The sequence below is a fragment of the Paenibacillus sp. P46E genome, from assembly GCF_001909095.1.
Classification (GTDB): domain Bacteria; phylum Bacillota; class Bacilli; order Paenibacillales; family Paenibacillaceae; genus Paenibacillus_AQ; species Paenibacillus_AQ helianthi.
Map to the genome: position 1 here is coordinate 117,059 of NZ_LVYZ01000014.1, position 22,768 is coordinate 139,826.

The 22,768-nt window shown below is 52.3% G+C and carries 21 protein-coding genes; 18 read left to right on the forward strand and 3 right to left on the reverse strand.

Translation table 11 applies throughout. The annotated features are described in order from the left end of the window. The first annotated feature begins 28 nt into the window (after positions 1-28). The 8 genes from A3849_RS04090 (at position 29) to A3849_RS04125 (ending at position 7,369) form a co-directional block, all read left to right on the forward strand. A complete protein-coding gene (locus A3849_RS04090) occupies positions 29-742 on the forward strand; it encodes an HAD family hydrolase (RefSeq protein WP_074110285.1) in 714 nt (237 codons plus the stop codon). 93 nt (positions 743-835) lie between these two features. Further along, positions 836-1,939, forward strand: a complete 1,104-nt coding sequence (locus tag A3849_RS04095; RefSeq protein WP_074110286.1) for an MBL fold metallo-hydrolase — start codon at positions 836-838, stop codon at positions 1,937-1,939. Between the two features lie 72 nt (positions 1,940-2,011). After that, a complete protein-coding gene (locus A3849_RS04100) occupies positions 2,012-2,290 on the forward strand; it encodes a hypothetical protein (protein WP_074110287.1) in 279 nt (92 codons plus the stop codon). A 258-nt stretch (positions 2,291-2,548) separates the two neighbouring features. Beyond that, a complete protein-coding gene (locus A3849_RS04105; RefSeq protein ID WP_019914790.1) occupies positions 2,549-2,749 on the forward strand; it encodes a cold-shock protein in 201 nt (66 codons plus the stop codon). 135 nt (positions 2,750-2,884) lie between these two features. Further along, positions 2,885-3,115: a cold-shock protein gene (locus A3849_RS04110; protein ID WP_074088419.1), complete on the forward strand. Its 231-nt coding sequence runs from the start codon at positions 2,885-2,887 to the stop codon at positions 3,113-3,115. 314 nt (positions 3,116-3,429) lie between these two features. After that, positions 3,430-5,136, forward strand: a complete 1,707-nt coding sequence (locus tag A3849_RS04115) for a sensor histidine kinase (RefSeq protein WP_083613361.1) — start codon at positions 3,430-3,432, stop codon at positions 5,134-5,136. After that, entirely contained in the window at positions 5,120-5,920 is an 801-nt protein-coding gene (locus tag A3849_RS04120) for a response regulator transcription factor (RefSeq protein ID WP_074110289.1), read from the forward strand. Before A3849_RS04115 ends, A3849_RS04120 begins: the two co-directional genes overlap by 17 nt. 111 nt (positions 5,921-6,031) lie before the next feature. Then, on the forward strand, positions 6,032-7,369 hold the full coding sequence (locus A3849_RS04125; RefSeq protein ID WP_074110290.1) for an extracellular solute-binding protein: 1,338 nt from the start codon (positions 6,032-6,034) through the stop codon (positions 7,367-7,369). A gap of 122 nt (positions 7,370-7,491) precedes the next feature. Here the strand turns inward: A3849_RS04125 and A3849_RS04130 are convergent, their stop codons facing one another. Next, the gene (locus tag A3849_RS04130) at positions 7,492-8,940 is read right to left on the reverse strand and encodes an MATE family efflux transporter (protein WP_372237743.1); all 1,449 of its coding nucleotides are present in this window, start codon (positions 8,938-8,940) and stop codon (positions 7,492-7,494) included. A 207-nt stretch (positions 8,941-9,147) separates the two neighbouring features. Here A3849_RS04130 and hxlA point away from each other — a divergent pair, with 207 nt between their 5' ends. Then, complete coding sequence (gene hxlA / locus A3849_RS04135) at positions 9,148-9,780, forward strand: 3-hexulose-6-phosphate synthase (RefSeq protein WP_074110292.1); 633 nt, start codon at positions 9,148-9,150, stop codon at positions 9,778-9,780. 7 nt (positions 9,781-9,787) lie between these two features. Continuing rightward, positions 9,788-10,345, forward strand: a complete 558-nt coding sequence (gene hxlB, locus A3849_RS04140) for a 6-phospho-3-hexuloisomerase (protein WP_074110293.1) — start codon at positions 9,788-9,790, stop codon at positions 10,343-10,345. A gap of 90 nt (positions 10,346-10,435) precedes the next feature. On the opposite strand, the gene A3849_RS04145 is transcribed toward hxlB, so the two are convergent. Both A3849_RS04145 and A3849_RS04150 read right to left on the reverse strand, forming a co-directional pair. After that, positions 10,436-10,756 carry a cupin domain-containing protein gene (locus A3849_RS04145; protein WP_074110294.1) on the reverse strand — a complete coding sequence of 107 codons (321 nt, stop codon included), beginning with the start codon at positions 10,754-10,756 and terminating at the stop codon, positions 10,436-10,438. 52 nt (positions 10,757-10,808) lie between these two features. Further along, positions 10,809-13,358: a heparinase II/III domain-containing protein gene (locus A3849_RS04150; RefSeq protein WP_074110295.1), complete on the reverse strand. Its 2,550-nt coding sequence runs from the start codon at positions 13,356-13,358 to the stop codon at positions 10,809-10,811. 235 nt (positions 13,359-13,593) lie between these two features. Between A3849_RS04150 and A3849_RS04155 the strand changes: the two genes are divergently transcribed. The 8 genes from A3849_RS04155 to A3849_RS04190 all read left to right on the forward strand — a co-directional run bounded on the left by A3849_RS04155 (position 13,594) and on the right by A3849_RS04190 (position 22,748). After that, positions 13,594-14,490, forward strand: a complete 897-nt coding sequence (locus A3849_RS04155) for a carbohydrate ABC transporter permease (RefSeq protein ID WP_074110296.1) — start codon at positions 13,594-13,596, stop codon at positions 14,488-14,490. Positions 14,491-14,580: 90 nt separating this feature from the next. Beyond that, positions 14,581-15,399 (forward strand): carbohydrate ABC transporter permease, encoded by an 819-nt coding sequence (locus A3849_RS04160; protein ID WP_074110327.1) that lies wholly within the window; start codon positions 14,581-14,583, stop codon positions 15,397-15,399. A 48-nt stretch (positions 15,400-15,447) separates the two neighbouring features. Then, positions 15,448-17,220: a sensor histidine kinase gene (locus A3849_RS04165; protein WP_074110297.1), complete on the forward strand. Its 1,773-nt coding sequence runs from the start codon at positions 15,448-15,450 to the stop codon at positions 17,218-17,220. 7 nt (positions 17,221-17,227) lie between these two features. Further along, positions 17,228-18,847, forward strand: coding sequence for a response regulator (locus tag A3849_RS04170; RefSeq protein ID WP_256700646.1), 1,620 nt, complete (start codon positions 17,228-17,230; stop codon positions 18,845-18,847). 90 nt (positions 18,848-18,937) lie between these two features. Next, entirely contained in the window at positions 18,938-20,326 is a 1,389-nt protein-coding gene (locus A3849_RS04175; RefSeq protein ID WP_074110299.1) for an ABC transporter substrate-binding protein, read from the forward strand. Between the two features lie 140 nt (positions 20,327-20,466). After that, positions 20,467-20,841, forward strand: a complete 375-nt coding sequence (locus A3849_RS04180) for a winged helix-turn-helix transcriptional regulator (protein ID WP_074088430.1) — start codon at positions 20,467-20,469, stop codon at positions 20,839-20,841. A gap of 175 nt (positions 20,842-21,016) precedes the next feature. Beyond that, complete coding sequence (locus A3849_RS04185) at positions 21,017-22,153, forward strand: NADH-dependent flavin oxidoreductase (RefSeq protein WP_074110300.1); 1,137 nt, start codon at positions 21,017-21,019, stop codon at positions 22,151-22,153. Between the two features lie 154 nt (positions 22,154-22,307). Beyond that, positions 22,308-22,748, forward strand: a complete 441-nt coding sequence (locus A3849_RS04190) for a winged helix-turn-helix transcriptional regulator (RefSeq protein WP_074110301.1) — start codon at positions 22,308-22,310, stop codon at positions 22,746-22,748. Positions 22,749-22,768: the final 20 nt, after the last annotated feature.

The window sequence follows — 22,768 nt, forward strand, 5'->3', positions numbered from 1 at the left end:
TTCAATACAGACGCTTAGGAGGGGAATTATGTATCAGACATATATTTTTGATCTGTATGGTACGCTGATTGACATTGAGACGGATGAGGAGCAACCCGGAGTCTGGGAGCGGCTCGCGCTCCATTTCGGATATCATGGCCTGACTATTACCGGAGAGGGGCTGCAGCGGCGGTTTCTGCTGGAACGGGACCGTCAGCTGGCCGCTGCCGCACAGCACTGTGAGTTTCCGGATTTTGTGATGGAGGAGGTCTTCCGGGAGGTAGCCCGCTCTTTGGGCGGGAACCCTGGACAAGCCTGGCTGCACGAAACCGTAAGGTGGCTGCGTACGTTATCCATGATTAAGATTTCCCTGTATGACGGGGTTGAGGAAATTCTGCGGCACCTGAGATCACGCGGCAAAAAGGTGTTTCTGCTCTCCAACGGCCAAAAAACCTTCATCGAAGCAGAGCTGACCATGCTGGGTATTCTGCATTTATTCGACGGGGTTGCGATATCCTCGGAGGCAGGCATCAGCAAGCCGGATCCGCTGTTTTTCCGCTATTTGACAGAGAGGTACGGGGCTGATCTAAGCTCAGCTGTTATGATCGGTAATGATCCGCGTACAGACATGGAAGGTGCGGCGGCAGTGGGAATGGATTCCTGCTTCATTCGTACGGCCTCCTCCCCGGCTGACGTTCCGGTGCAGAGCACTGTCCAAATCTGGGATGGCGATTTGCGCAAAATCCCCGGCTGGAACCTGTAGCCTTCTGGACTACTGGCGGCACATTTGCTCCCGGTTCCGGCCAGATTTATAATATGCCTAAGATCTTAATATCTGGGAGAGAAGGGCTGGACCATGACCTTAATTATCATCGCTGTTTTCCTTGTGGCGCTGGCCGTGTTGGCTTACGTTGTAATGACCTTTTATCCTTCCTTTGGCCGCCGAGCCTCCAAGGAGGAGAAGCGGATGATCAGCCGCTCGCTGAATTACAAGAATGGGAAATTTGTATATCCTGCAGCAACCGTGATGATGGAAAACAGTGCCGGAAGCGGCTTCTCCATTCTCAAGGATTTCATTAAAGGCAATCCCCGCTCGCGGCCGCAGCAGCCCCTGGTTCCGGAGAAGCTCCTGCCCGGTTCGATTCAGGCGACGGGAGACACCCGGGTGACCTGGTTTGGACATTCCGCTGTGCTGCTGGAGATCGATGGGGTGACGCTGTTCCTTGATCCCATGCTGGGCCGCTCGCCATCCCCTTTTCCATTCGTCGGGGGGCGCCGGTACAGCAAACAGCTGCCGGCCCAGATTTCGGAGCTGCCCCGCATTGATGCCGTACTGCTCTCCCATGACCATTATGACCACCTCGACTACGGTACGATCAAGCAGTTGAAGGACAAGGTGGGCATGTTCATTGTACCGCTTGGCGTCGGCGCACATCTGCAGCGCTGGGGGGTAAGCCGGGAGAATATTCGTGAGCAGGACTGGTGGGATGAAATCCGGTATGAGGGCCTTACGCTGACCAGCGCTCCGGCGCGGCATTTCTCCGGGCGCAGCCTGCTGGACAGAAATTCCACCCTCTGGTGTTCATGGATTATCCGGGGGGCGGAGACGAAGATCTTCTTCAGCGGGGACAGCGGCTATGGCCCCCACTTTGCCGAGATCGGCGAGAAGTATGGACCCTTTGATCTGACGCTGATGGAATGCGGTCAATACGATCCGCGCTGGGCGGATATTCATATGTTTCCGGAACAGACGGTCCAGGCACATCTGGATGTGCGCGGCGCCCTCATGATTCCGATTCATTGGGCGGCATTCACCCTGTCGATGCATGACTGGACCGATCCGGTGGAGCGTGTCTTCGCGGCGGCGAAGGCGCAGAATGTGCGTCTGGCTACACCGCGCATCGGCGAGCCGGTCTATGCGGGCTCCGCCGAGGTCCCTTCGCTGGCATGGTGGAAGTAAGAGGCGGGACGGAGTAAGGACTTGTGGTACAATAGCTGTGCATAAATGCCAGAGGAGCTGACTATACGAAATATGAGTGATCAAGTGAATGAGCAGGAGCTGCTGGAGGTGTTGGCTGCGGAGACCAAAGTCGATCCGAAGCTGATTGGGCTGGTGCTGAAGCATGAGCAGACCTTTATCAACAAGGCCAAGGCAAATGCCAAAGGCGAGGTAGACATCGATAACGATGATCTGGTGGATTATATCGTTGCCCAGCGAGATGTGAAGCTGGATGAACTGACGGTAGAGAGCATTCTCGATGCTGAAATGGATTATTTAATGGATAAAGGGCTAGCCGGATATATCGACTAACCCTTGCGGCTGCCCGGTTTCCGGACTTTCCGGAGGCCGTAGACCGGGCAGGATATTTTTATTTTTAATGATTCCTTTGCTTTTGGAGAATTAATGTGATACAATAAATTCAAACATAAAGTTAAACCTTAATTCACATATTGTAAAGGGTTATCATTTGTGCGTATGAAGCCTTTTCCAATGTGTGAATTTTTATTTGTTCGTACAATACGTAGGAATAAAAGGACATGTGTTAAATAAAATTTTGGAGGTAATATCATGCAAACAGGTACAGTTAAATGGTTCAATGCAGACAAAGGTTTCGGTTTTATCGAGGTTGAAGGCGGAAGCGACGTATTCGTACACTTCTCCGCAATCACTGGCGACGGCTTCAAATCTTTGGACGAAGGCCAACGCGTTGAGTTCAACGTAACTCAAGGCGCTCGTGGACCACAAGCCGAAAACGTTGTAAAACTGTAATTTTGAAATCAGGCTGTCCTTAACACATGTTGAGGGCAGCCTTTTTTTTGACGATGAACAAGACGCTGCAGCCCTGCCATAACGCCCGATAAGGGGTGTGGACATCTTCTCAATTCGAACCAAGGAGGGGTACTTATGTATTTTCGTAAAAAAGCGCTGGAGGATCTTCCACAGGAAGACACAGCCATCTGGTCCTGCACCAAAGAGGATTGCTCGGGATGGATGCGCGATAACTTTGCCTTTCAATATGTACCTACCTGCTGGCAATGTAACTCTCCAATGACTAGAAGCATGAAGATACTGCCTATGCTTGTGAATACGAATTTTGACATGAAGGCGATCAAGAAGGGCATAACGATTACGTAAACTGCCGCTTCAAGTAAGCCGATCTGTACATTTAGACAGTACGAAGAGCATCATTTAGCAGTCGGTTCCTTTTGAGGAGCGGGCTATTTTTTTTGTTCAATAAGGCCCTTAACAGAACCCTTTCCAAGGGATACTGCTTAAGGGTTTTTTTGGTTTGTCTGGCTGAGGGCGGTATTTGCTCTTGACATTCGGCGAAACTTTTGGAGAATAAGGTTGGAAACGCTGCCACGTGAAAGAGGGAATCCTGTGTGTATGGGAAAATAAAGGAACTAAATACGCTGCGCAATCAAATATTCATTGGATTTCTGCTTGTTATGCTGGTGATTATTGCTGTGTCCGGGGCATTTGTGTATAACAGGGTCTCGTTTTTGCTGAAAAATAATGCAGAGCGGCACATCCAGCAGACCGCGGTGCAAGCTAACGGGAGGCTGGATGCGTTGATCGACCAGATCGACAGCCTGACGGAGCAGGTAGCGAATCACCCGACCGTTCAGCAACTGCTAACAGAAGAGCTGAACGGCAAATCTGTGTCTTTTAACCAGCGGCAGTCTCTGCTGCAGATTGTCTCCAGCTACCAGGCCTATATGCCGAGTGTAGGTTCTCTGGAACTGTATACGGCAGACTACCGGCTGCTGTTCCCGATTAAGGAAGGCAGCCTTGGCATAAGAATCAGCAATCCTTACATCACTGAAGCGAATACCCAAAAGGGCAGGCTGGTCTGGATCGGCGTTGATCCCGATGACGACGGGAGTCTTCTGGCCATCCGACAGGTCAGCCTGATGGACCGCTGGTTCTCACGGGGCGGCTATTTAATCGCGCGTATCCAGCGCAGCTACTTCCAGCTCGATGATCCGCTGTCCGGCAGCGACGGGGGCGAGTCTGTGCTGCTGGTGAATGATGAAGGCCAACTGCTCGGAGGCAGTGAGGAGCCTCAGCCCGAGCTGCTGCCGCTGCTTGCCAGCGAGGACCAGACGGTCAGCTTTGAGGATAAGGAATATGTGCAGGTGAAGCTGCGCTCGGACAAGACCAATTGGACACTGCTGGTGCTCACTCCAGTAAGCTATGTTACCAAAGGTATCTCTATTCTGCGAACGGTATTGCTGGTTTCGGGAGGAATCGGCACGGTGCTGTTTTTATTGTTGTCTTTTGTGCTGTCCACGATGATTACCAGGCCGATTATCCATCTCATTCGGGCAATGCGTAAATCCAGACTCGGGGTTCTAACCCCTAATTCAGAGTCGGTATCCACAATGGAGCTAAGGGAGTTGAATTATACGTACAATGGCATGATTGCCAATATGAATGATCTGATCCGTGTGGTATATGAAAAGGAAGTACTGCAGAGCCGTACGGAGCTGAAGGCGCTGCAGGCGCAGATTAACCCGCATTTCCTGTTTAATACGCTGGAGGCATTCAACTGGTCGCTTGAGGAGAAGGGTGAAGAGGAACTGGCCGGGCTTGTAGTGATTATGTCCAGGCTGTTCCGGTACATTATAGGAAATACGAATTCTGATGAATGGGTTACCCTTGGGGAAGAGATGGAGCAGGTGAGGCGTTATCTGAAAATTATGGAGATGCGGATGGGGGATCGTCTATCCTGGAATATTCAGCTTGAGCTTCCTGAGGCTGCCGTACCTGTGCCAAAGCTGCTGATTCAGCCGATTGTCGAGAATGCGATTCTCCACGGAGTAGAGGGCCGGATAGGGAACGGAGCAGTCAGTGTCATTGTCACTCCCTCCACACGTGAAGGCTGGACCCGGATATCGATACAGGACGACGGCCCGGGAATGGATTCCGACACCTTAAGATCCTTATACGGTGCACTGGAAGGCGGTCCATCTATTTCTTCCAAGGGTACGGGAATAGGACTTGTAAATGTCCAGCGGCGTTTGAAGCTCTACTATGAAGCCGAAGGCACAGAGATGGAGGGAATGCGCATTGAGAGCAGCCGTTCCGAGGGCACGGTGATCACTTTTGAAATTCCGAATAATGGAGGACATACTTATGAATCTGGGCAATAAGACAATACTGATCGTGGATGATGAACCGAGGACACGGCAGGGCATCCGGCAGACGCTGGAGGTGTGGGCCGCTGGCCGCTACATCATAGAAACGGCTGATAACGGAATTGACGCGCGTGAACGGCTGCGGCACGGACGTGTGCATTTGCTGATTACCGATGTCCGCATGCCTGAGGTCAGTGGACTGGATCTGATCCGCTCCCTGAAGGGAGAAGCCCGGAAGCCGGTCATTATTGTTATCTCCGGCTATGCTGAATTTGAATATGTGCAGCAGGCACTGAGGCTTGGTGCGTTCAATTATCTGCTTAAACCGCTGGACAAGGGAGAGCTGCTGGAGGTAGTGGAGACGGCCCTGAAGCAGGAAGAAGAGCAGCAGCGCCACGAGAAGCTGGAGAAGCTGGTGGATCACAAGCTGATGGAGATCGATCCGGATACGGCGGGCATGGGGGAGCCGGTAAAGGAGGCATTAGCCTATGTAGAGCAGCATCTGCACGAGCAGCTGACCCTGTCTGAAGTAGCCGGCTTGATTCACTTGAATGCCAGCTACTTCAGCGTGCTCTTCAAAGAGCAGGTTGGCGTATCGTTCAGCGAATATTTGTCGCGTATCCGAATTCAGCGTGCCAAGGAGCTGCTTCTGCAGACACGCCTGCCGATTGGTGAGATCGGAGAGCGCGTAGGCTACCGCACGGATAAATATTTTATCAAAGTGTTCAAGTCCCTGGAAGACATCAGTCCAAGCCGTTACCGCCAACAAATGAAGGATGAGCACAGCGAAATCCAATAAAAGTGGAATTATACCCAATGAACGTGATCTTATAGTCCTCCGGCTGCGATGCTAGAGTGTGTATGAGAACGATTACATTCACCCGCACAACAAATCATGGAGGTTATAGGAATGCGGAGGAACACAATAACCCCAAGCCTGATATTGGCGTTTATGCTGATACTCGTTCTGCCGGGCTGCGGTTGGGGGAATAATTCAGCCGGGACCAGCCCTGCGTCCCAGACACCAGGTGACGCACCGGCGCAAAAGGTTACCCTCAAAATGATGCATTTATGGCCGGCGGACAGCTCGGCCCAGCAGAATAAACTGGTTGGACAGATCATAGACGATTACCAGAGGGAGCATCCGAACGTCACGATCAAGCAGGAAGTGCTGGAGAATGAGCAGTATAAAAACAAGCTGAAGGTGCTGTCTGCCGCAAACGAGCTGCCGGATGTCGGCATTACTTGGGCTGCAGGCTTCATGGAGCCTTACGTGAAGGGCGGATTGTTCGCTCCGCTGGATGATATTCTGTACGGGGAGCAGCTGAAGGACAAATTTGTAGCCGGCACTACGGAAGCTTATGCAGTGGACGGCAAGACTTATGCCCTGCCCATCGAGCTGAATATCTCGCCTATTTACTATAACAAGGACATCTTTGCCAAATACAGTCTGCGGATTCCAACCACGTATAAGGAATTCAAGCAAATTGTGAGAATACTCTCCTATAACGGAGTAACCTCTATCGCCTTGGGCAACAAAGACCGCTGGACCGGCTCATTGTGGTATATGTATCTGGCCGACCGGATCGCGGGAAGTGACACCCTGAAAAAAGCGACCGATGGTTCAGGTTCATTCGATGACCCGGGATTGATCAAGGCTGCGGCTGAAGTGCAGACCCTGGTGGACATGAACGCTTTTAATAGGGGCTTCAACGGATTGTCCAACGAGGAGGGCAAGTCGGAATTCGTGAATGAAAAAGCGGCTATGTATCTGACGGGAACATGGGAGCTGCCCAATTTTACTACTAACCCGGATATCCCGCAGGTATTTAAGGACAAGGTTGGGTTCTTCAAGTTCCCTACCGTGGATGGGGGAAAAGGAAGTATCAACAGCTGGGTGGGCGGTCCCGGTGTCGGCCTATTCATAGCTGAATCCTCCAAGGTGAAGGAAGAAGCCAAAGCCTTCGTCGAGTACTTCGTATCCAAATGGGGCGAGGATTCTGTAACGACGGCGGGTGTTATTCCGGCGACCAAAGTAGATACCTCGAATTCCGAGCTGCCTCAGTTGTATGTGGATTTGCTGAACGAGCTCAATCATGCGAGCAGCATTACTTTGTTTGCAGATGTGCAGATGAAGCCGAATGCCGCTCAAGTCCACCTGGATATGATTCAGGCGCTGTTCGGCAAGGCGGTAACGCCGGAGCAGTTCGCAGCCAAGCATAAAGAAGCGGTGGAGAAAGGAACTTGAGCCGTTTCATTTGATAGCAAATGGCCGTGAAAAAACACAATGGGATGTCCCGCAGCCGGGTCAAGGCTTGCGGGGCATCCCATTTTTTTGAACAAAGATCAATATCGGAGAACCCGTAGAACTCAGTGTGCCGGTGCAGCCGAAGGGACAGCAGCCTCCGAAGTCTCGTGCTTAATCAGGCTATGCTTTTCCCAAGCCCGGCTCTTCCAGCGGAAATACATGATGACCGCCCGGAGCCATTCATCAAAGGCAGTCGCCAGCCAGACCCCGGCCAGTCCCAGCTGCATCTGGAATACCAGCACATAGCCGAGCGGCAGACTGATGCAGACCATCGAAATAAGACCCATATAGACAGGGAATTTGGCATCGCCCGAGGCGCGCAGGGAGTTGATAATGACCAGGTTACAGGTTCGTCCGGTCTCCAGAAAGATACTGAGCAGAATAACCTGGGCGCCCATGGTGACGATATTCATGTTATCTGTAAATAGACCCATCAGCGGAATACGGAAGAAGATGACGGCAGCATCAATAATCACCGTGACGAGCAGCGCCCACTTTGCACTGTTGAACACCCGCTTGTAAGCTTCCCCCGGACGCCCTGCTCCGACGAGATGTCCTACAATAATGGAAGTCCCCATAGATACAGCAACGCTGAACAAGAAGATGTAGCTGGAGATATTCAGCGCATATTGGCGGGTAGCCATAGCTTCGGCGCCCAGATACGTAATATATAAGGTGAAAATCAGCTGGCAGGATTGATAGATCACCGATTCAAACGCGGACGGGATGCCGATTTTGAGAATTTGCAGGACATATTTTTTGGAGAGATGAATGTAATACGTCCATTTTACCCGCACCTCCATAATTCTGTAGAGCAGCAGGAAGAAGAGGATCAGGCAAATGAGGCGGCTGGCTACCGTGGAAATTGCCGCTCCTTGCACACCCAGCGCAGGCAGGCCGAAATGTCCAAAGATCAACAGATAATTACCGGCTACGTGAATGAGATTCATCAGCAGGGAGACTATCATGGTCTGCTTGGTGAACCCGTGTGTGCGGATGGTCGTTGCCAGCGCATTCAGCAGCGCCTGCAGGAAAATCCCGCCTCCGACGATATGGATATAGACCTTGGCATGTACGAGAATGTCCCCTGTGACATTCAGCGCGCGCAGCAGCGAGCCTCCGAAGAACAGCAGAGCTGTGCTGAGAATAATGCCTACAGCCAGATTTAATGTAATGGCATTGCCGGTGACCTCGGCAGCCTCTTTGGGCTTCCTCGATCCAAGATATTGGGACACGACAATGGCCGCGCCGTTGCCGATTACACTGAGTACGAGGATAGCCATGGTAATAATCTGATTGGCTGCGCCTACACCGGACACCGCATCATCCGATACCGAGCTGATCATGAATGTATCCACACTTCCCATAAGCATAAAGAGGAACAGCTCCAGAAATATAGGCCAGGTCAGCTTAATCAAATTAAACTCCTGGTGTTTCGTTTGGTTCATTACACACCTTCTTTTAGTTATTTCTTGCTGGCTGCCAGCTGTAAACAAGGTGTATGTTAGCACAGGTTTTATGAAAATGCAGTACATTTACGAAAATTCTGAAAAAAACCAACATGAGTTTCTTGACTACTCCCGTAATCGGACCTTTACCAGGCACAATAGTATCCTTGGAGTAACTACAACACGGCAAAGTGCCTACTTCCCTTAATGAATCTATGCACCTACAATAGGTGAAGCACTTACTAAAATATATTAAAAGGAGTCGAATAGATGAAGCTGCAATTAGCGCTGGACCTTGTAAATATTGAAGGGGCGAAGGATATTGTCTCGGAGGTAGCTGAATTCATAGATATTGTGGAGATTGGGACACCGATTGTTATTAATGAGGGCCTGCATGCGGTGAAGGCGATGAAGGAAGCTTTTCCAGCCTTGACCGTATTGGCAGATCTGAAAATTATGGATGCCGGCGGGTATGAAGTGATGAAGGCAGCTGAAGCAGGTGCGGATATCGTGACCGTACTTGGTGTGTCCGATGACTCAACGATTAAAGGGGCGGTAGAGGAAGCCAGGAAAAGCGGCCGTGAGATCCTCGTGGACCTGATTAACGTTAAGGATATCAAGGGAAGAGCGGCCGAAGTGGATGCGCTTGGTGTAGATTATGTCTGTGTGCATTCCGGGTATGACCATCAGGCTGAAGGCAAAAACTCCTTCGCGGATCTGCAGGCTATCAAGAGTGTAGTGAAGCAGGCCAAAACGGCGATTGCCGGGGGCATCAAGCTGGGCACGCTGCCTGAAGTGATTGCAGCCGGTCCCGATCTGGTGATCGTTGGCGGCGGCATTACCGGTGAAAGCGATCAGAAGGCTGCGGCGGCGGAAATGAAGCGCCTGGTCAGCCAAGCCTGATCCGCTTATGGATACGGTTAGCTATGCGCAGGCGATTGTGAATGAGCTGCAGCGTTCGGCTAAGCAGCTTGAAGTAGCAGAGGCGGAGCAGCTGGCAGCACTGATGCTACGCTCCGGCAAGGTCTTCGTGGCCGGTGCTGGCCGCTCGGGTCTTATGGGCCGGGCCTTTGCGATGCGGCTGATGCACATCGGCAAGGAAGCCTACGTGGTCGGTGAAACGGTAACGCCGGGAATCGGGCCGGGAGATGTGCTGGTGCTGGGTTCCGGTTCCGGTGAGACGGCCAGCCTCTTGTCCATGGCCGGCAAAGCTAAGGCAGCGGGAGCCGCCGTTGTGGCTGTAACGATCTTCCCGGAGTCATCCATTGGCCGGCTGGCTGATCAAACCGTCAAGCTGCCGGGTGCACCCAAGGAACAGACGGACGGAGGTCATATCACCATCCAGCCGATGGCTTCACTGTTTGAACAGACCCTGCTGCTCTTTTACGATGCCGTGATTCTGCGGATGATGGAAGAGACCGGCCAGACCTCCACCCGGATGTTCGGCAACCACGCCAATCTGGAATAAAAATAACACCGCCTGTCCAAAGAATCCGGATAGGCGGTGTTTGATTGTGTACAGCTGGCAGATTCTTGATCTATCTTACGGCCTGCCCCTCTAAAGCTTAAGCAAATCCTCGCGGATAGGTGTGAAGGCATCGAGCAGCGCTGATTCTGCCTCCAAGGCTGTTACGCCATGTTTGGCATTTGCCGGTATGGCAATACTTTGGCCTGCGCTGACAATGTGCTCCTTGCCGTCAATGCGGAACACAAAGCTTCCGCGCAGACAGTAGCTCATCTGCTCGTGGGGATGGCTGTGCTCATAGCCCTCAGCCCCTTTTTCGAAATGAACCTCCATCATCATCAGACTTGCTGCCGCATTCAGAATACAGCGTTTGACTCCAGGTTCTGCAGGTTCCCATACTCCAAGATTGCTCATCTTCTATTCTCCTCCATCTATTTAATGTGTGAATTATCCGGGCATTTGCCACTTATCGCGGTATGGCGATGTGAATTCTGCCTGCCTCAAGTCTCAGTCCCATGGGCGCAGGCTGTCCTGGCTCTACTGTCTCATTCTCTCCAAGCAGTCTGAGCGGACCGAGATCCGGGACCGTAATATGATGGCTCTGCCCGGTACCGTTGATGACAGCGATACACCACGCCCCGTCCGACCGGGTGATCTTGTACAAGCGAACACCTTCGGCAGCCTCTGCATAATCGAGCTTCTCCAGTTGCAATGGTGGAGTGCCTTCTGTCCGGGGCTGCAACAGAATTACATAGTCGCTGTTACCGCCGTACACGCGGAAATGCTGCTGTGCTGCGAGCGGATAATTCCCGCCTAAGGCCCCTTTGTGCATGGTGATGACCGGGCGGACAGGCTCGGCAATATGCGCACTCATCCGCATGCTGCTGAGGCATGCTGCATCAATACATTGCTCTGTTAATTCTGCCCTTGTGCTAAGCGTATGCAGATTCCATACGCTGTCTGCCGCCCCCTCGATTCGGTCCCAGACCAGATACACATCAAAGCCTGCCTTAATGTAAACAAAATTACGCTCATACTCCCCGGCATTCGCATCCGGAATGCGGCTTCTTGCATAATCCAGCTCTGCTGAAAACCGGACTTCCTTGCACTCACTTTGCAGCGGGCCGTTGGTGAATCTTCCCGATTTATCAGTAAATTGGACAACATTATGGGCTGCGCCGGATACATACCAGTGCCGGTCTCCGTTGTAATAGCCTCCTGTTCCGGAATCCAGTGTTACTGGAACCCCGTTTGCCCAGATGGAAAAATGGCCCTCATCGTGATGGGCGTGGTAAGTCAGCGGAGAAGCCTCGTAGATCGCATAATGCTGCAGATTCTGCTCCCCGCCGCGGAAGATGACATAGCCGATATCGGGATAATGTATGGAGCCGAGAGCGGGCCGCTGCTCTGGAAGGTCCGGTTGCGGATACAGTAGAGCGACCAGTGGCAAAGGAAATGCTCCGTTATCCTCCACGGGTGCGCCGCCGCGCTTCCAGGTCCAGATCATTTCCCCGGCAAGCTGCGGGTCTTCCTCCATATAGAACGGAGCCGCATAGCCGAGCAGGCGAAACCACTTCTCCTGTACGTTGGCATCGCCAACAGCTGGTGTAAGCAGAACCGGGGGGCCGGAAGCCCCGCCTTGAAGGGTATCTGCCGCAGTCGCCGTACCCATAAGGAAGCGGTACATGCCCTTTACCTTGTCATGCTTGAAATAATCAACGCCCTTCAAGCGCTTCAGCAGGACGAAAAAGAGAAAATAGCGGTGCAGCACGGCTCCGTGGTAGCGGATGTTCTCCGGCCAGGCGCCATCCGGGTCCACTACTTCCGCGAGCTGCCAGTCGATGACAGAGAGGGCATGATCAAGATAGGCTCCGCTCTGTTCCTCCTGCGGGAAGAGAAGGGCATACACACCCAGCCCGGTCGCCCGGTCCGCATTCCAGTTGCTGCGTTTGCCGCCCTTCTCGTCCGGGAAGGTCTCCAGATCGAACCGGTAGTAGCCGGTATCCATCATCATTGCGGCAATGTAGCGGAAGTGGGCGAGAAGCTGAGACTCCTCCTCGGGTAGGAGAACACCGCTGCCCGCGATCTGATCATAGATGACCGAAGCTGCAGCAAGCCCTCTCCCGATATGCACCGCACCGTAGGTATCATCGTCATGCCAGCCGTCTCTGCGGAAAATATCCATGCCTACCCGCATGTCTGCCAGCATGTACAGCAGCTTTTGCTTGGCTTGGTCCGCAAATCTGCGTTCGCCTGAGATCATATACATATTGGCGTCTGCGCCTGTTGCCTCAAGCAGGTACGCCCAATTGGTCAGCGTGGGCCGGTTAAAAAGGGGGGAGAGCCGTTCCGGTCCCAGCGGCTGCTTCGCAGCATTCAGGAAACGGACCTCGGCGCGGATTCCTCCGCTCAGAGGCGCCTCCAGGCTGAGTGCTGTTTGCATGCTGTAATGATCCCCTTCGCGTACAGGGATAAGCTCCTCGTAACGCAGGACCGTCATTTCAGATTCCTCCGTATTGCTTATCCGGATACACTGCATATCCTCATCCGGAATACTTCCCGCCGGAGTCACGCCCGAAGGCTGAAGACCACTCCGGCCCCCTGGCATTTGCTCCAGATAGGCAGTGCTGCCGCTACCCGGCTCCTGGCACCATCCCGACAGAGCATACTGCAAGCCGCCATTCGCCAGTGCAATGGGCAAACCCAGCTGGGAATGAGTCAGACGCAGGCCGCCGATACGGGCAATGCCCTGTCCCCGGATTTGCACAGCCAGCTTCAGATATACGGCACCGGAAGGGATTTCAAAGACAAAGGGCTCTACCCGGAACGCGCTGAGTCTGTGAAGCGGAGCAGCTGCCTCCCGGATCATGAATTGCCCGGACAGCCGCTGCTGTCTTTCGTATTCCTGCCGGACCGCAGGGAATTGTTCAATTCTGCAGCGAATGGCCTGCAGCTGTTCTTGGGTATAGCAGCCGAAGGGGCGGGCCCCGGTACCGCCGCCGTGTGCTGAATTCATCGGTAGTTCAAACCTCCTTGTAGAGTTGTCATGATTCGCTGTCTTCCCTTTCTTTTATTAGTATAGCTGTGCTTTCACGAAGGGCGGGATGGATAAACAAAGGGAAGAAAGGGGACAAAGCAACTGAAAAAGTGAAATTCTCCCCCAAGGGCAGTCGCTTTCTCCCTAACCGTTATGAACGGAGCGAATTATCATTAAGGACAGATGCTTAGATCAATGACAGGAGGAACAATAAATGAATGAATCGAAACGTCAAATTAACGCCTGGACCTTCGTTGCTCCCAGCCTGATTTTGACGCTGATTTTTGGAGTGTATCCTATCTTTTGGGCGCTAAAGTACATGTTCTATGATTACCAGGGCTTTGGCGAACCGCTGTTCATCGGACTGGATAATTTCGAGCGCCTATTCCGGGACAAGGAATTCTGGCAGTCGGTGGTCAACACCTTCCTCTATGCTGGCGGCAAGCTGCTGATTACTTTGCCGTTGTCCTTTGTGCTGGCCGTTGTCCTCAACCGTGCACTGAAGGGGCGGCAGCTGCTCCGGGCAATTTATTTTATGCCGACTGTGATCAGTGCTTCGGTTATGGCAATCGTGTTCTATGTGATCTTCAATTCCTACAACGGAATGGTGAACCAGCTGCTGTTAGGCTCCGGGATTATTTCTTCTCCCATAGATTGGCTGGGACCGAAATACGCCTTGCTGACGGCGATTATGATCGCGATCTGGGGAGCCGTCGGCAACTACATGCTGCTCTTTATCGCCGGCTTGCAGAACATTCCCGAAGACCTGTATGAGGCGGCTTCCCTGGATGGGGCCGGACCGCTGAGAAAAATGTGGAGTATCACCATCCCCATGCTTGGACCTGTGCTGCAAATGATTATTATGCTGGCCATTACCGTCTCTCTCAAAGGCTACGAGAGTATCATGGTGCTTACCGAGGGCGGGCCTTATGGCAAGACGGAAGTCATGTACCTGTATCTCTACAAGCTCTTTTTCCCCGTATCCAGTGGAGGCACAAGCATCCAGCAGTTCGGCTACGGCAGTGCCGTCGGTTTTGCCACTGCAGTTATTGTGGGGATGATTACCCTGATCTACTTTTATGTATCCAAGAAATTGAATGACATCTATTAAAAGAGAGGAGAATGAACAGTGAGTACATTACATGCGGAAACGAAAATCGCTTCGGCGCAGACCTCCGGCTCCGTCAAAACCCGAGCGGCGCTGTCCCGGACATTGCTGTGGATTTTCCTGCTCCTGGTGGCAGCTTTTGCGGTGTTCCCAATTATTCTGGCGTTTTTCGGATCGCTCAAAACCAACCTGGAGTTGACGACGGGAACCACTTTACTGCCGAAGGAATGGAAGTTCGAAAACTATTCGCAGGCCTGGAACTCGGCCAACTTTGCCCGCTTTACCTGGAACAGTGTATATATCAGCGTGTTTACCACTTTAGGTACTCTATTGATTGGAACGATGGCTGCTTATGCAGTGGCGAGAGTCGACTTTTACGGCAAACGCTTATATGTTGTGATCCAGTCCTGCACGCTGTTCATCTCGATCGGCGCTGTGGTGCTCCGGCCCCAGTTCGATCTTATGGTATCGCTTCATTTACAGAAATCACTCTGGGGTGTAATTATCATTCTGATCAGTGCCCATGCCACAGCATTCTTTATGCTGATTGGTTTTGTACGGGCCATTCCGAAGGAGCTTGATGAGGCCGCTTTTATTGACGGTTGCAACTTTTATAGCGTATACTTTCGTGTTATCTTGCCGCTCCTGACACCCGCTTTAGGGGTCACAGCGCTTTGGACCTTCCGCGGAGCATGGAACGAGTATATCCTGCCGCTGGTCTTTACTATGACTCAGCCCGCCTTGCAGACACTCACCGTAGGATTGGCGGGACTCAAATATGGCATCGGCGATGCCGCGCAGCCTCAATTAATGCTCGCCGGTGCATGTCTGTCCATGCTGCCCATGATTATTGTCTATATCTTTGCCAATAAATCGTTCATGCAGATGACTGCAGGCTCCGTAAAGGGCTAAGGTCAAGGCGGCGGGCTCCGGACAGCTATTCAAGAAGGGTGTGAATACATGCTGAAGGCCTGGCTTTACCGGACCTCGCTGAAGAAGAGAATATGGTTATCATTTGCCGCACTGACGGTATTCTGCATCTCCGTCACCGGTCTTTGGGCGTACTCTATTGCTTCGCGGGCGATGGAGCGCAATTCCATCGCGCTTAATCAAAATGTACTGAACCAATCGGTCAATGTACTGGACCAGAAATTGAAGCAAATTATCGTGGCTTCCTCCACGATGATGCTGAGTGAAGCCTATAAGCAGACCATACGGGATATCCAAGCTCACAATACAGACCGTTTTTTTGCCAATTTTTCATTGCTGCAAGGCCCCTTCACACAGGCTGAACTGACAGAGAACTCCATTGAATCCATCCTGATCAGTACGCCGGACGGGGATTTCTACTCCACTGGCAATCAGCGCAGAACAGGGACGCCATTTATGGAATCCTCGCTGTACCAGCGGATTAAGGACAACCCGGAATCCAATTGGGTGGAGAGCCACCAGGATGAGCTATTTGCCGGGAACCACCATGTCATTTCTCTGCTTTTGCAGCCGCTGACAGAGAATTACGTCCCGGATGTATTTCTGACCGTCAATGTGAAAGAGGACATTATGGAGGATGCCGTAAGCGGAGGTGCCAGCCCTGGCTCCGCCCGCTTTCTGCTAATCAATAGAGCGGGAGCAAGCGTATTCGGGGATAGGCATCGTCCCGAATGGACACGGGCCTCTGTGTTTGTGGACAAACTGATGGAGGCGGGCAGCGGGAATTTCGAATATTCTGCTGGTGACGGTCCAATGCTGGTCAGCTATGCCGGTTCGCGGTATGCGGATGATTGGGTGCTGGTCAGCTACCTGTCCAAGAGGGAGCTGCTGCAGCCTGTTCGCAGCATCCAGTGGCTGGTGCTGATGATCATGGCGGTATGTATTGTCATCGCGCTTCTGCTTGCGAGATACCTGTCGGCGCTGCTGCTGGGCCCGCTGCTGAAGCTGCAGAAGACGATGTCACGTGTAGAGCAGGAGGATCTGACGGCCCGGTTCCAGAGTCCTTTTCAGGATGAGATCGGAGATGCGGGCCGCAAATTCAACCAGATGCTGGACCGGATTGGTGAACTGATTCTCGAAGTCAAGGATACGGAAAAGGAAAAGAGAAAAGCAGAGATCAAGGCGCTTCAGGCGCAGATTGAGCCTCACTTTTTATATAACACGCTGAACACGATTCTCTGGAAATGTGAGATGGATGAATATGAAGATGTAAAACAAATGGTCATTTCGCTGTCGGCGCTGTTCCGGCTGGGTCTGAACAACGGTCAGGAAATTACGACTTTGGGCAAAGAACTGGAGCATGTCCGCCAGTATCTGAACCTCCAGCAACAATGCTATGAAGGGCTATTCGAATATAGCATTTCAGCTGGAGCAGAGCTGCTGGAGCTTCCTGTGCTGAAAATCATCATCCAGCCTTTGGTGGAGAACTCCATTCTGCACGGGCTAAAGGAGCTGCGGGGAGGGGGCATGATCAGGATCACTGTGGAGATGGCAGAGAATCTACTGCTGATCAGGGTCACCGACAACGGAGCTGGTATGGACGCGGATAAGCTGAGTGCCTGTCTGAAGGAGCCGGTCGGCAGCGGAGGTTATGCACTCTCTAATATCTGCAGCCGTCTTCAGCTGTACTATGGCAAAGAGGCCGGATTGGTCTTTCGCAGCAGGCCCCTTATTGAAACCGCAGCGGTTCTATCAATTCCTATGGAAGGTGGAATGAAATCTGAGCAACGTCCCGTCTATTAAAATATGCATTGTTGACGATATTCCCGCAGTGGTCCGCGGGTTATCACAGCGGATTCCCTGGGAGGAGCATGGGATTGTGGTTGCAGCCACGGCGGCCAATGGTGAGGAGGGTCTGGAGCAGATCCGCAAGCACCGCCCCGATATCGTGTTGACGGATATCCGAATGCCTTTTACTGACGGTCTGGAGATGATGCGGATCATTCAGGCAGAGCAGCCGGGCATCAAATTGATTTATTTAACTGGCTATTCCGATTTTGCCTATGCCCAGGAAGCTGTTAAGCTCGGGGCTTTTGATCTGATTGTCAAGCCTTATACCAAGTTTCAGGTGCTTGAATCCGTGTTGAAGGCCAAAGAGGTGCTGGAGCGGGAACGCAGCCAGGCCGAACAGATGCGGGGGATGGAACAAAAGCTGCGGGAGAGTCTACCCTATTTGCGTCAGGAATATATGCGTCTGCTTATCCGTTACGGCACCCGTCAGCAGCACCGGAGCCAGCAGTGGGATTTCTATGCCATCAAGATGAACAGTCATCACTTCTGTGTGATGGTGGCGGAAGTGGACTTTTTTGCGGAACGTACGGCTGAACTGCCGGTATCTGAGGTGGAGCTGATCCGCTTTGCCGTGCAGAATATTCTGGAAGAGACGATTGCGGGCTATACGCAGGGGATCGTGTTCCGTGAACATGTCAACCAGCTCATCATTGTTATGAATCCTCCGGCTGAACTGGATACGGAACAGCTTGCGGAGAAATGCCGGGAGAATGTTCGCCGGCATACGTACCAGACGGTGTCCATCGGGCTGGGTGGAGAAGTGGAGGACGCAGGTCAGCTGTCTTCTTCCTACGCGCAGGCACTGTCTGCGCTTGCGAATACCTTTTTTACCGGCGGGAATAGCGTGTACCGCTATGCTGAAGGCACAGAGCCGGATGCTGTACTGCCAAGATACTCCTATGACAAAGAGAAAGAACTACTCTATTGTCTGCGCTCGGCGAACCTGCCCCAAGCAGAAGAGCAGCTGGATGACATTTGGGATGAATGGCTTACCGCATCGGAACTTCCCAACCCGGCCATTGTCAAAACGCTGTGTCTTGAGCTCGCCCATTCCATCCATCGGGTTTTCTCGGAAAAAGCATCGGACGCTGAAGTTAAAATGCTGGAAAAGAAGCTCGCCGACATGAACAGTGCAGCTTCCTTCGAAGAGCTCCGCAGACAGATCCGGGAATTCTGCAGCCAGGGCTGTGCGTATGTGCACATACGCCAGTCCAGCGACGCGCGCGTGCTTGTGGAGCAGGCCATTACCCATATCAATGGAAATCTGCATCAGAATCTGTCGGTAGCCGACTGTGCAAGGGCAGTCCACCTCAGTCCCAGTTATTTCTCCAATCTGTTCAAAAGGGAGACGGGGATGACGCTGGCCCAATTTATTATCGGCAGAAGAATGGACAAGGCCAAGGAACTCGTGCTGGAAGGCATGCAGGTTCAGGATATTGCCGTCTCTCTGGGGTATGAGGACCGTCCCTACTTTACTGAGCTATTCAAAAAATATACCGGGTTAACACCGACAGACTTTCGCGCAAAATATGCCACAGCCCATGAGCAGGGAAACAGTGATTTCGTCTCCCCTGAATAGTTGTTTTCTCCTTCACTTACAATCAGGCTGGCATTTTATACTTTTCATATGAAATGAATGCGATTACAAGAAAAAAGGGAGGCAATTTAGATGAAAAGAAATAAATGGATGCTGGCTGGGGCTTCGCTGCTGCTGGCCGGTTCACTGGCAGCTTGTTCGTCGTCGAATGAAAAAGCGGAGAACGGACCCAATGACGCCGCCGCCAAAAAAACAAAGCTGGTCTATTGGACCATCGACCGGCATGACTCTGATTTTATCGAGCAAAAGATCAGTGAATACGAGGGTCTCCATCCCGATATCGATATTGAAATGAAGGTGATGGCGGAGAACTATACCCAGTCGGTGGATATCGCCTTCGCCAGCAAGCAGGCGCCGGATATTCTCCGTGTAGATACGGGCAATGTGCCCACCTGGGTCAAAAAAGGTTACCTGGAATCCTTCGATAGCTATATCACACCGGAGATGAAAAGCCGCTTCGAGAACGTACTCATCAATGAGAAAAATACTGTTGACGGAAAAATATACACCCTGCCGAACATCGGCCAGTTCTGGCGCCTGATCTACAATGTGGATCTGTTCGAAAAAGCCGGCATCACTACCCCGCCGAAGAACCTGGCTGAAATGGTTGAGGACGCTAAGAAGATTACGGCAGTGGGTAAGGACAGCGGAGCTTACGGCTTCGCCGGAAACTTCAAAAGCGCCAGCGGATTTGAGCGCATTGCTTATCCAATAACAACACTTAGCAAGACTGTGGGCACAGAGGGGTTCAACTTCCAGACCGGCCAGTTCGACTTTGGCATGTATAAGGAGGTTGCCGAGGCACTGCGGCAGATCAAGGTGGACGGAAGTATGATGCCAGGCTCGGAATCGCTTGATATCGACCCGCTGCGTGCGCAGTTCGCCCAAGGCAAGATCGGCATGTATTTCAACCATTCTGTTGAGCCGAGTGTCTACAAAACCCAATTCCCGACGAATATCCGCTGGGCAGCAGCACTCCCTCCGACTGTGGATGGCAAGCAGAACGGTGCCAGTCAGGTTATCGCCGGCAGCTATCTGGCTATGAGCAAAGATTCAGTCCAAAAGGAAGCAGCCTGGAAATTTATCGAATGGATGTACAGTGATGATGTGCAGATAGCCTACCAGGAGGGTGGATATGGGGTTTCGGTTATTCCTTCGGTTGCCGCTGTGGCAAAGGCACCGGACATTGCGGGAATCGAGGCCTTCCTGCCAACAAAGCTTGACGGGATTTATCCGGCAACACCGATGGTCATTACTGAAGGACGTCTCGAAGGAATGAAAAAAGTCGATGTCTTCAACAAATATATTTTTGCCGGTGGTGATCTGGACAAGGAGCTCCAGGACTTGAATACCCGCTACAATGCGGCACTGGAAAAAGCCAAGGCTGCGGGCGACACTGATATTGCAGCGCAGCCGGATTTCAGTTCGGTCAGTCTGCAGGGATCATTAGCTGACAAGTAGATTTGAAGAAATGGACACAGACCGCCCGCTTACAAGCCGGCGGTCTGTGTCGTATATGGAGCCATATTTGGCGCCTCCTCAGTCATGTGCGTCTCCCCGGTGATCTGTAGTATGATTAAGAAGGAAGGGGGCTGTTTCAATTGGCAACGGAGATTAAGGACCGTATTAACCTGAAGGAAATCAACTGCGAGAAGGAGCTTACGCTTGCTGTCATTGGCGGGAAGTGGAAGCTGATTATTCTGTGGCATCTGGGCCTGGAAGGGACCAAACGCTTCAGCGAGCTGAAGAAGCTGATTCCCCATATTACACAGAAAATGCTGACCAACCAGCTCCGTGAGCTGGAAGAGGATCAGCTTGTATTCAGACAAGTGTATGCCGAGGTTCCGCCGAGAGTGGAATATTCATTGACGGAGTACGGGCAAAGTCTGCTTCCTGTGCTGCATATGATGTATGACTGGGGCAAAAACTACGGAGAGAATGTAATCTGGAAGGACATCCCTCCAGGCGAGAGATAGCAATGGGATAGAAATTTCTATGCTCATATCGATAGTATCTGCAAGGAAAGTACGTTACATAAATGTGCCTGCTTTCTTTTTGTGCCCAACTAGATTACACTAAGTATGAAGCTTACTAAAAGATATTAGATATTCGGTATTTGGTATATAAACGATATTGGAGGGATTACAGAAGATGTTAAAAACAGACTACAGTCCGTTGCTTGAATCATTTCAGTTCACAAACGGCATTTCGTTGAAAAACCGCGTAGTAATGGCACCGATGACCAACTTTTCCTCGAATGAGGACGGGACGGTATCCGGACCCGAGCTTGATTATTACATCCGCCGGTCCAAAGGAGCAGGAATGGTAATTACCGCCTGTGTATACGTATCGCGTGGAGGCAAGGGATTCGCAGGCGAATTCGGCGCTGACCGTGATGAGCTGATCCCTAGCCTGCGCCAGTTGGCGGAAGCTATTAAGGGGGAGGGCGCTAAGGCGGTTTTGCAGATTTTCCACGGCGGACGCCAATGCCCGCCAGCGCAGCTGCCTGACGGACAGCCCGTCAGTGCAAGCAATGTGCCGTCAGAGCTTCCCGGCGGCGGACATGGACCTGTTCCCCGTGCGCTGACCGATGAAGAAATTGAAGGGATCATCGCTGACTTTGGTGCGGCTACCCGCCGGGCGATTGAAGCCGGATTCGACGGCGTGGAGATCCATGGAGCAAATGGCTATCTGCTGCAGCAGTTTTTCTCTCCGCATTCCAACACGCGTGAAGACCGCTGGGGCGGAGATGTGCAGAAACGCCTGGCCTTCCCGCTGGCCGTTCTGCGCGCAGTAAAAAGTGCTGTGAAAGAACATGCATCATCGCCGTTTCTTGTCGGCTACCGCTTTTCTCCTGAGGAACCGGAGACGCCTGGAATTACAATGGCCGAATCCTTCGTACTGATCGATGCGCTGAAGGAAGAAGGGCTGGATTATCTCCATGCCTCGCTGCAGGAACTCTGGTCGCTGCCGCGGCGCGGAACCGAAGATAGCCGCCCGCGGATTGAACAGATCGTTGACCGTGCGGGCAGCGGACTGCCGGTGATTGGCGTCGGTTCGCTCTACAGTGCGGATGATGCGCTGAAGGGCCTGACCAGCGGAATCCGTCTGGTGGCGCTGGGCCGTCCGCTGCTGATTGAACCGGACTGGGTGCAGAAGGTTGCTGAAGGCCGTGCCGATGAGATCCGTACGGAGCTGGATCCTGCTGCACAGAGCACTCTTGTCATCCCCGATCCGCTGTGGGGTGCTCTGATCCATACCCCCGGCTGGATTCCTACGAAGTCTTAAGAAGGACGCCGGCTTCATGAAATGAACTGTCCATAACCTCTCACTGCTGTTTCATTAGAGCAGTGAGAGGTTATTTGCGTTGATTCCAAGGGATATGTGATACAATCATAGTTATTGGCGATATACATAATTTGGGCAAAGGGGATCACACCTAATGAATGTACAGCGGAGCAGCGGAGCACCTACTTCAAATGAATACCCGGAATCTCTTCAGAGCACGCTCGAACTGATCAGCGGCAAATGGAAGGGGATTCTAATCTATCATCTAATCAGCGGAACCAAGCGGTTCAACGAAATCCGCAGGCTCTGCCCGGACATTACCCAGCGGATGCTGACCCTTCAGCTCAGAGACATGGAGCGTGCTGGACTCGTTCACCGCAAGGTATATCCGCAGGCCCCGCGGAAGGTGGAATACTCCTTGACGGATTGTGGCCGAGGCCTGGAGACAGCCCTTCTGAATATCAAAAGCTGGGGTGAAACATACCGCCATGAACTCTGCAGGGAATACCCCGGGCTGCCTGAACTGCCAGCCCCTGCTTCTCCGGCTGCAGAACCGCAGATAGAGCGAACACAAATATCCCCGGCTGGGAGCTAATGCTCCTGCCGGGGATATTG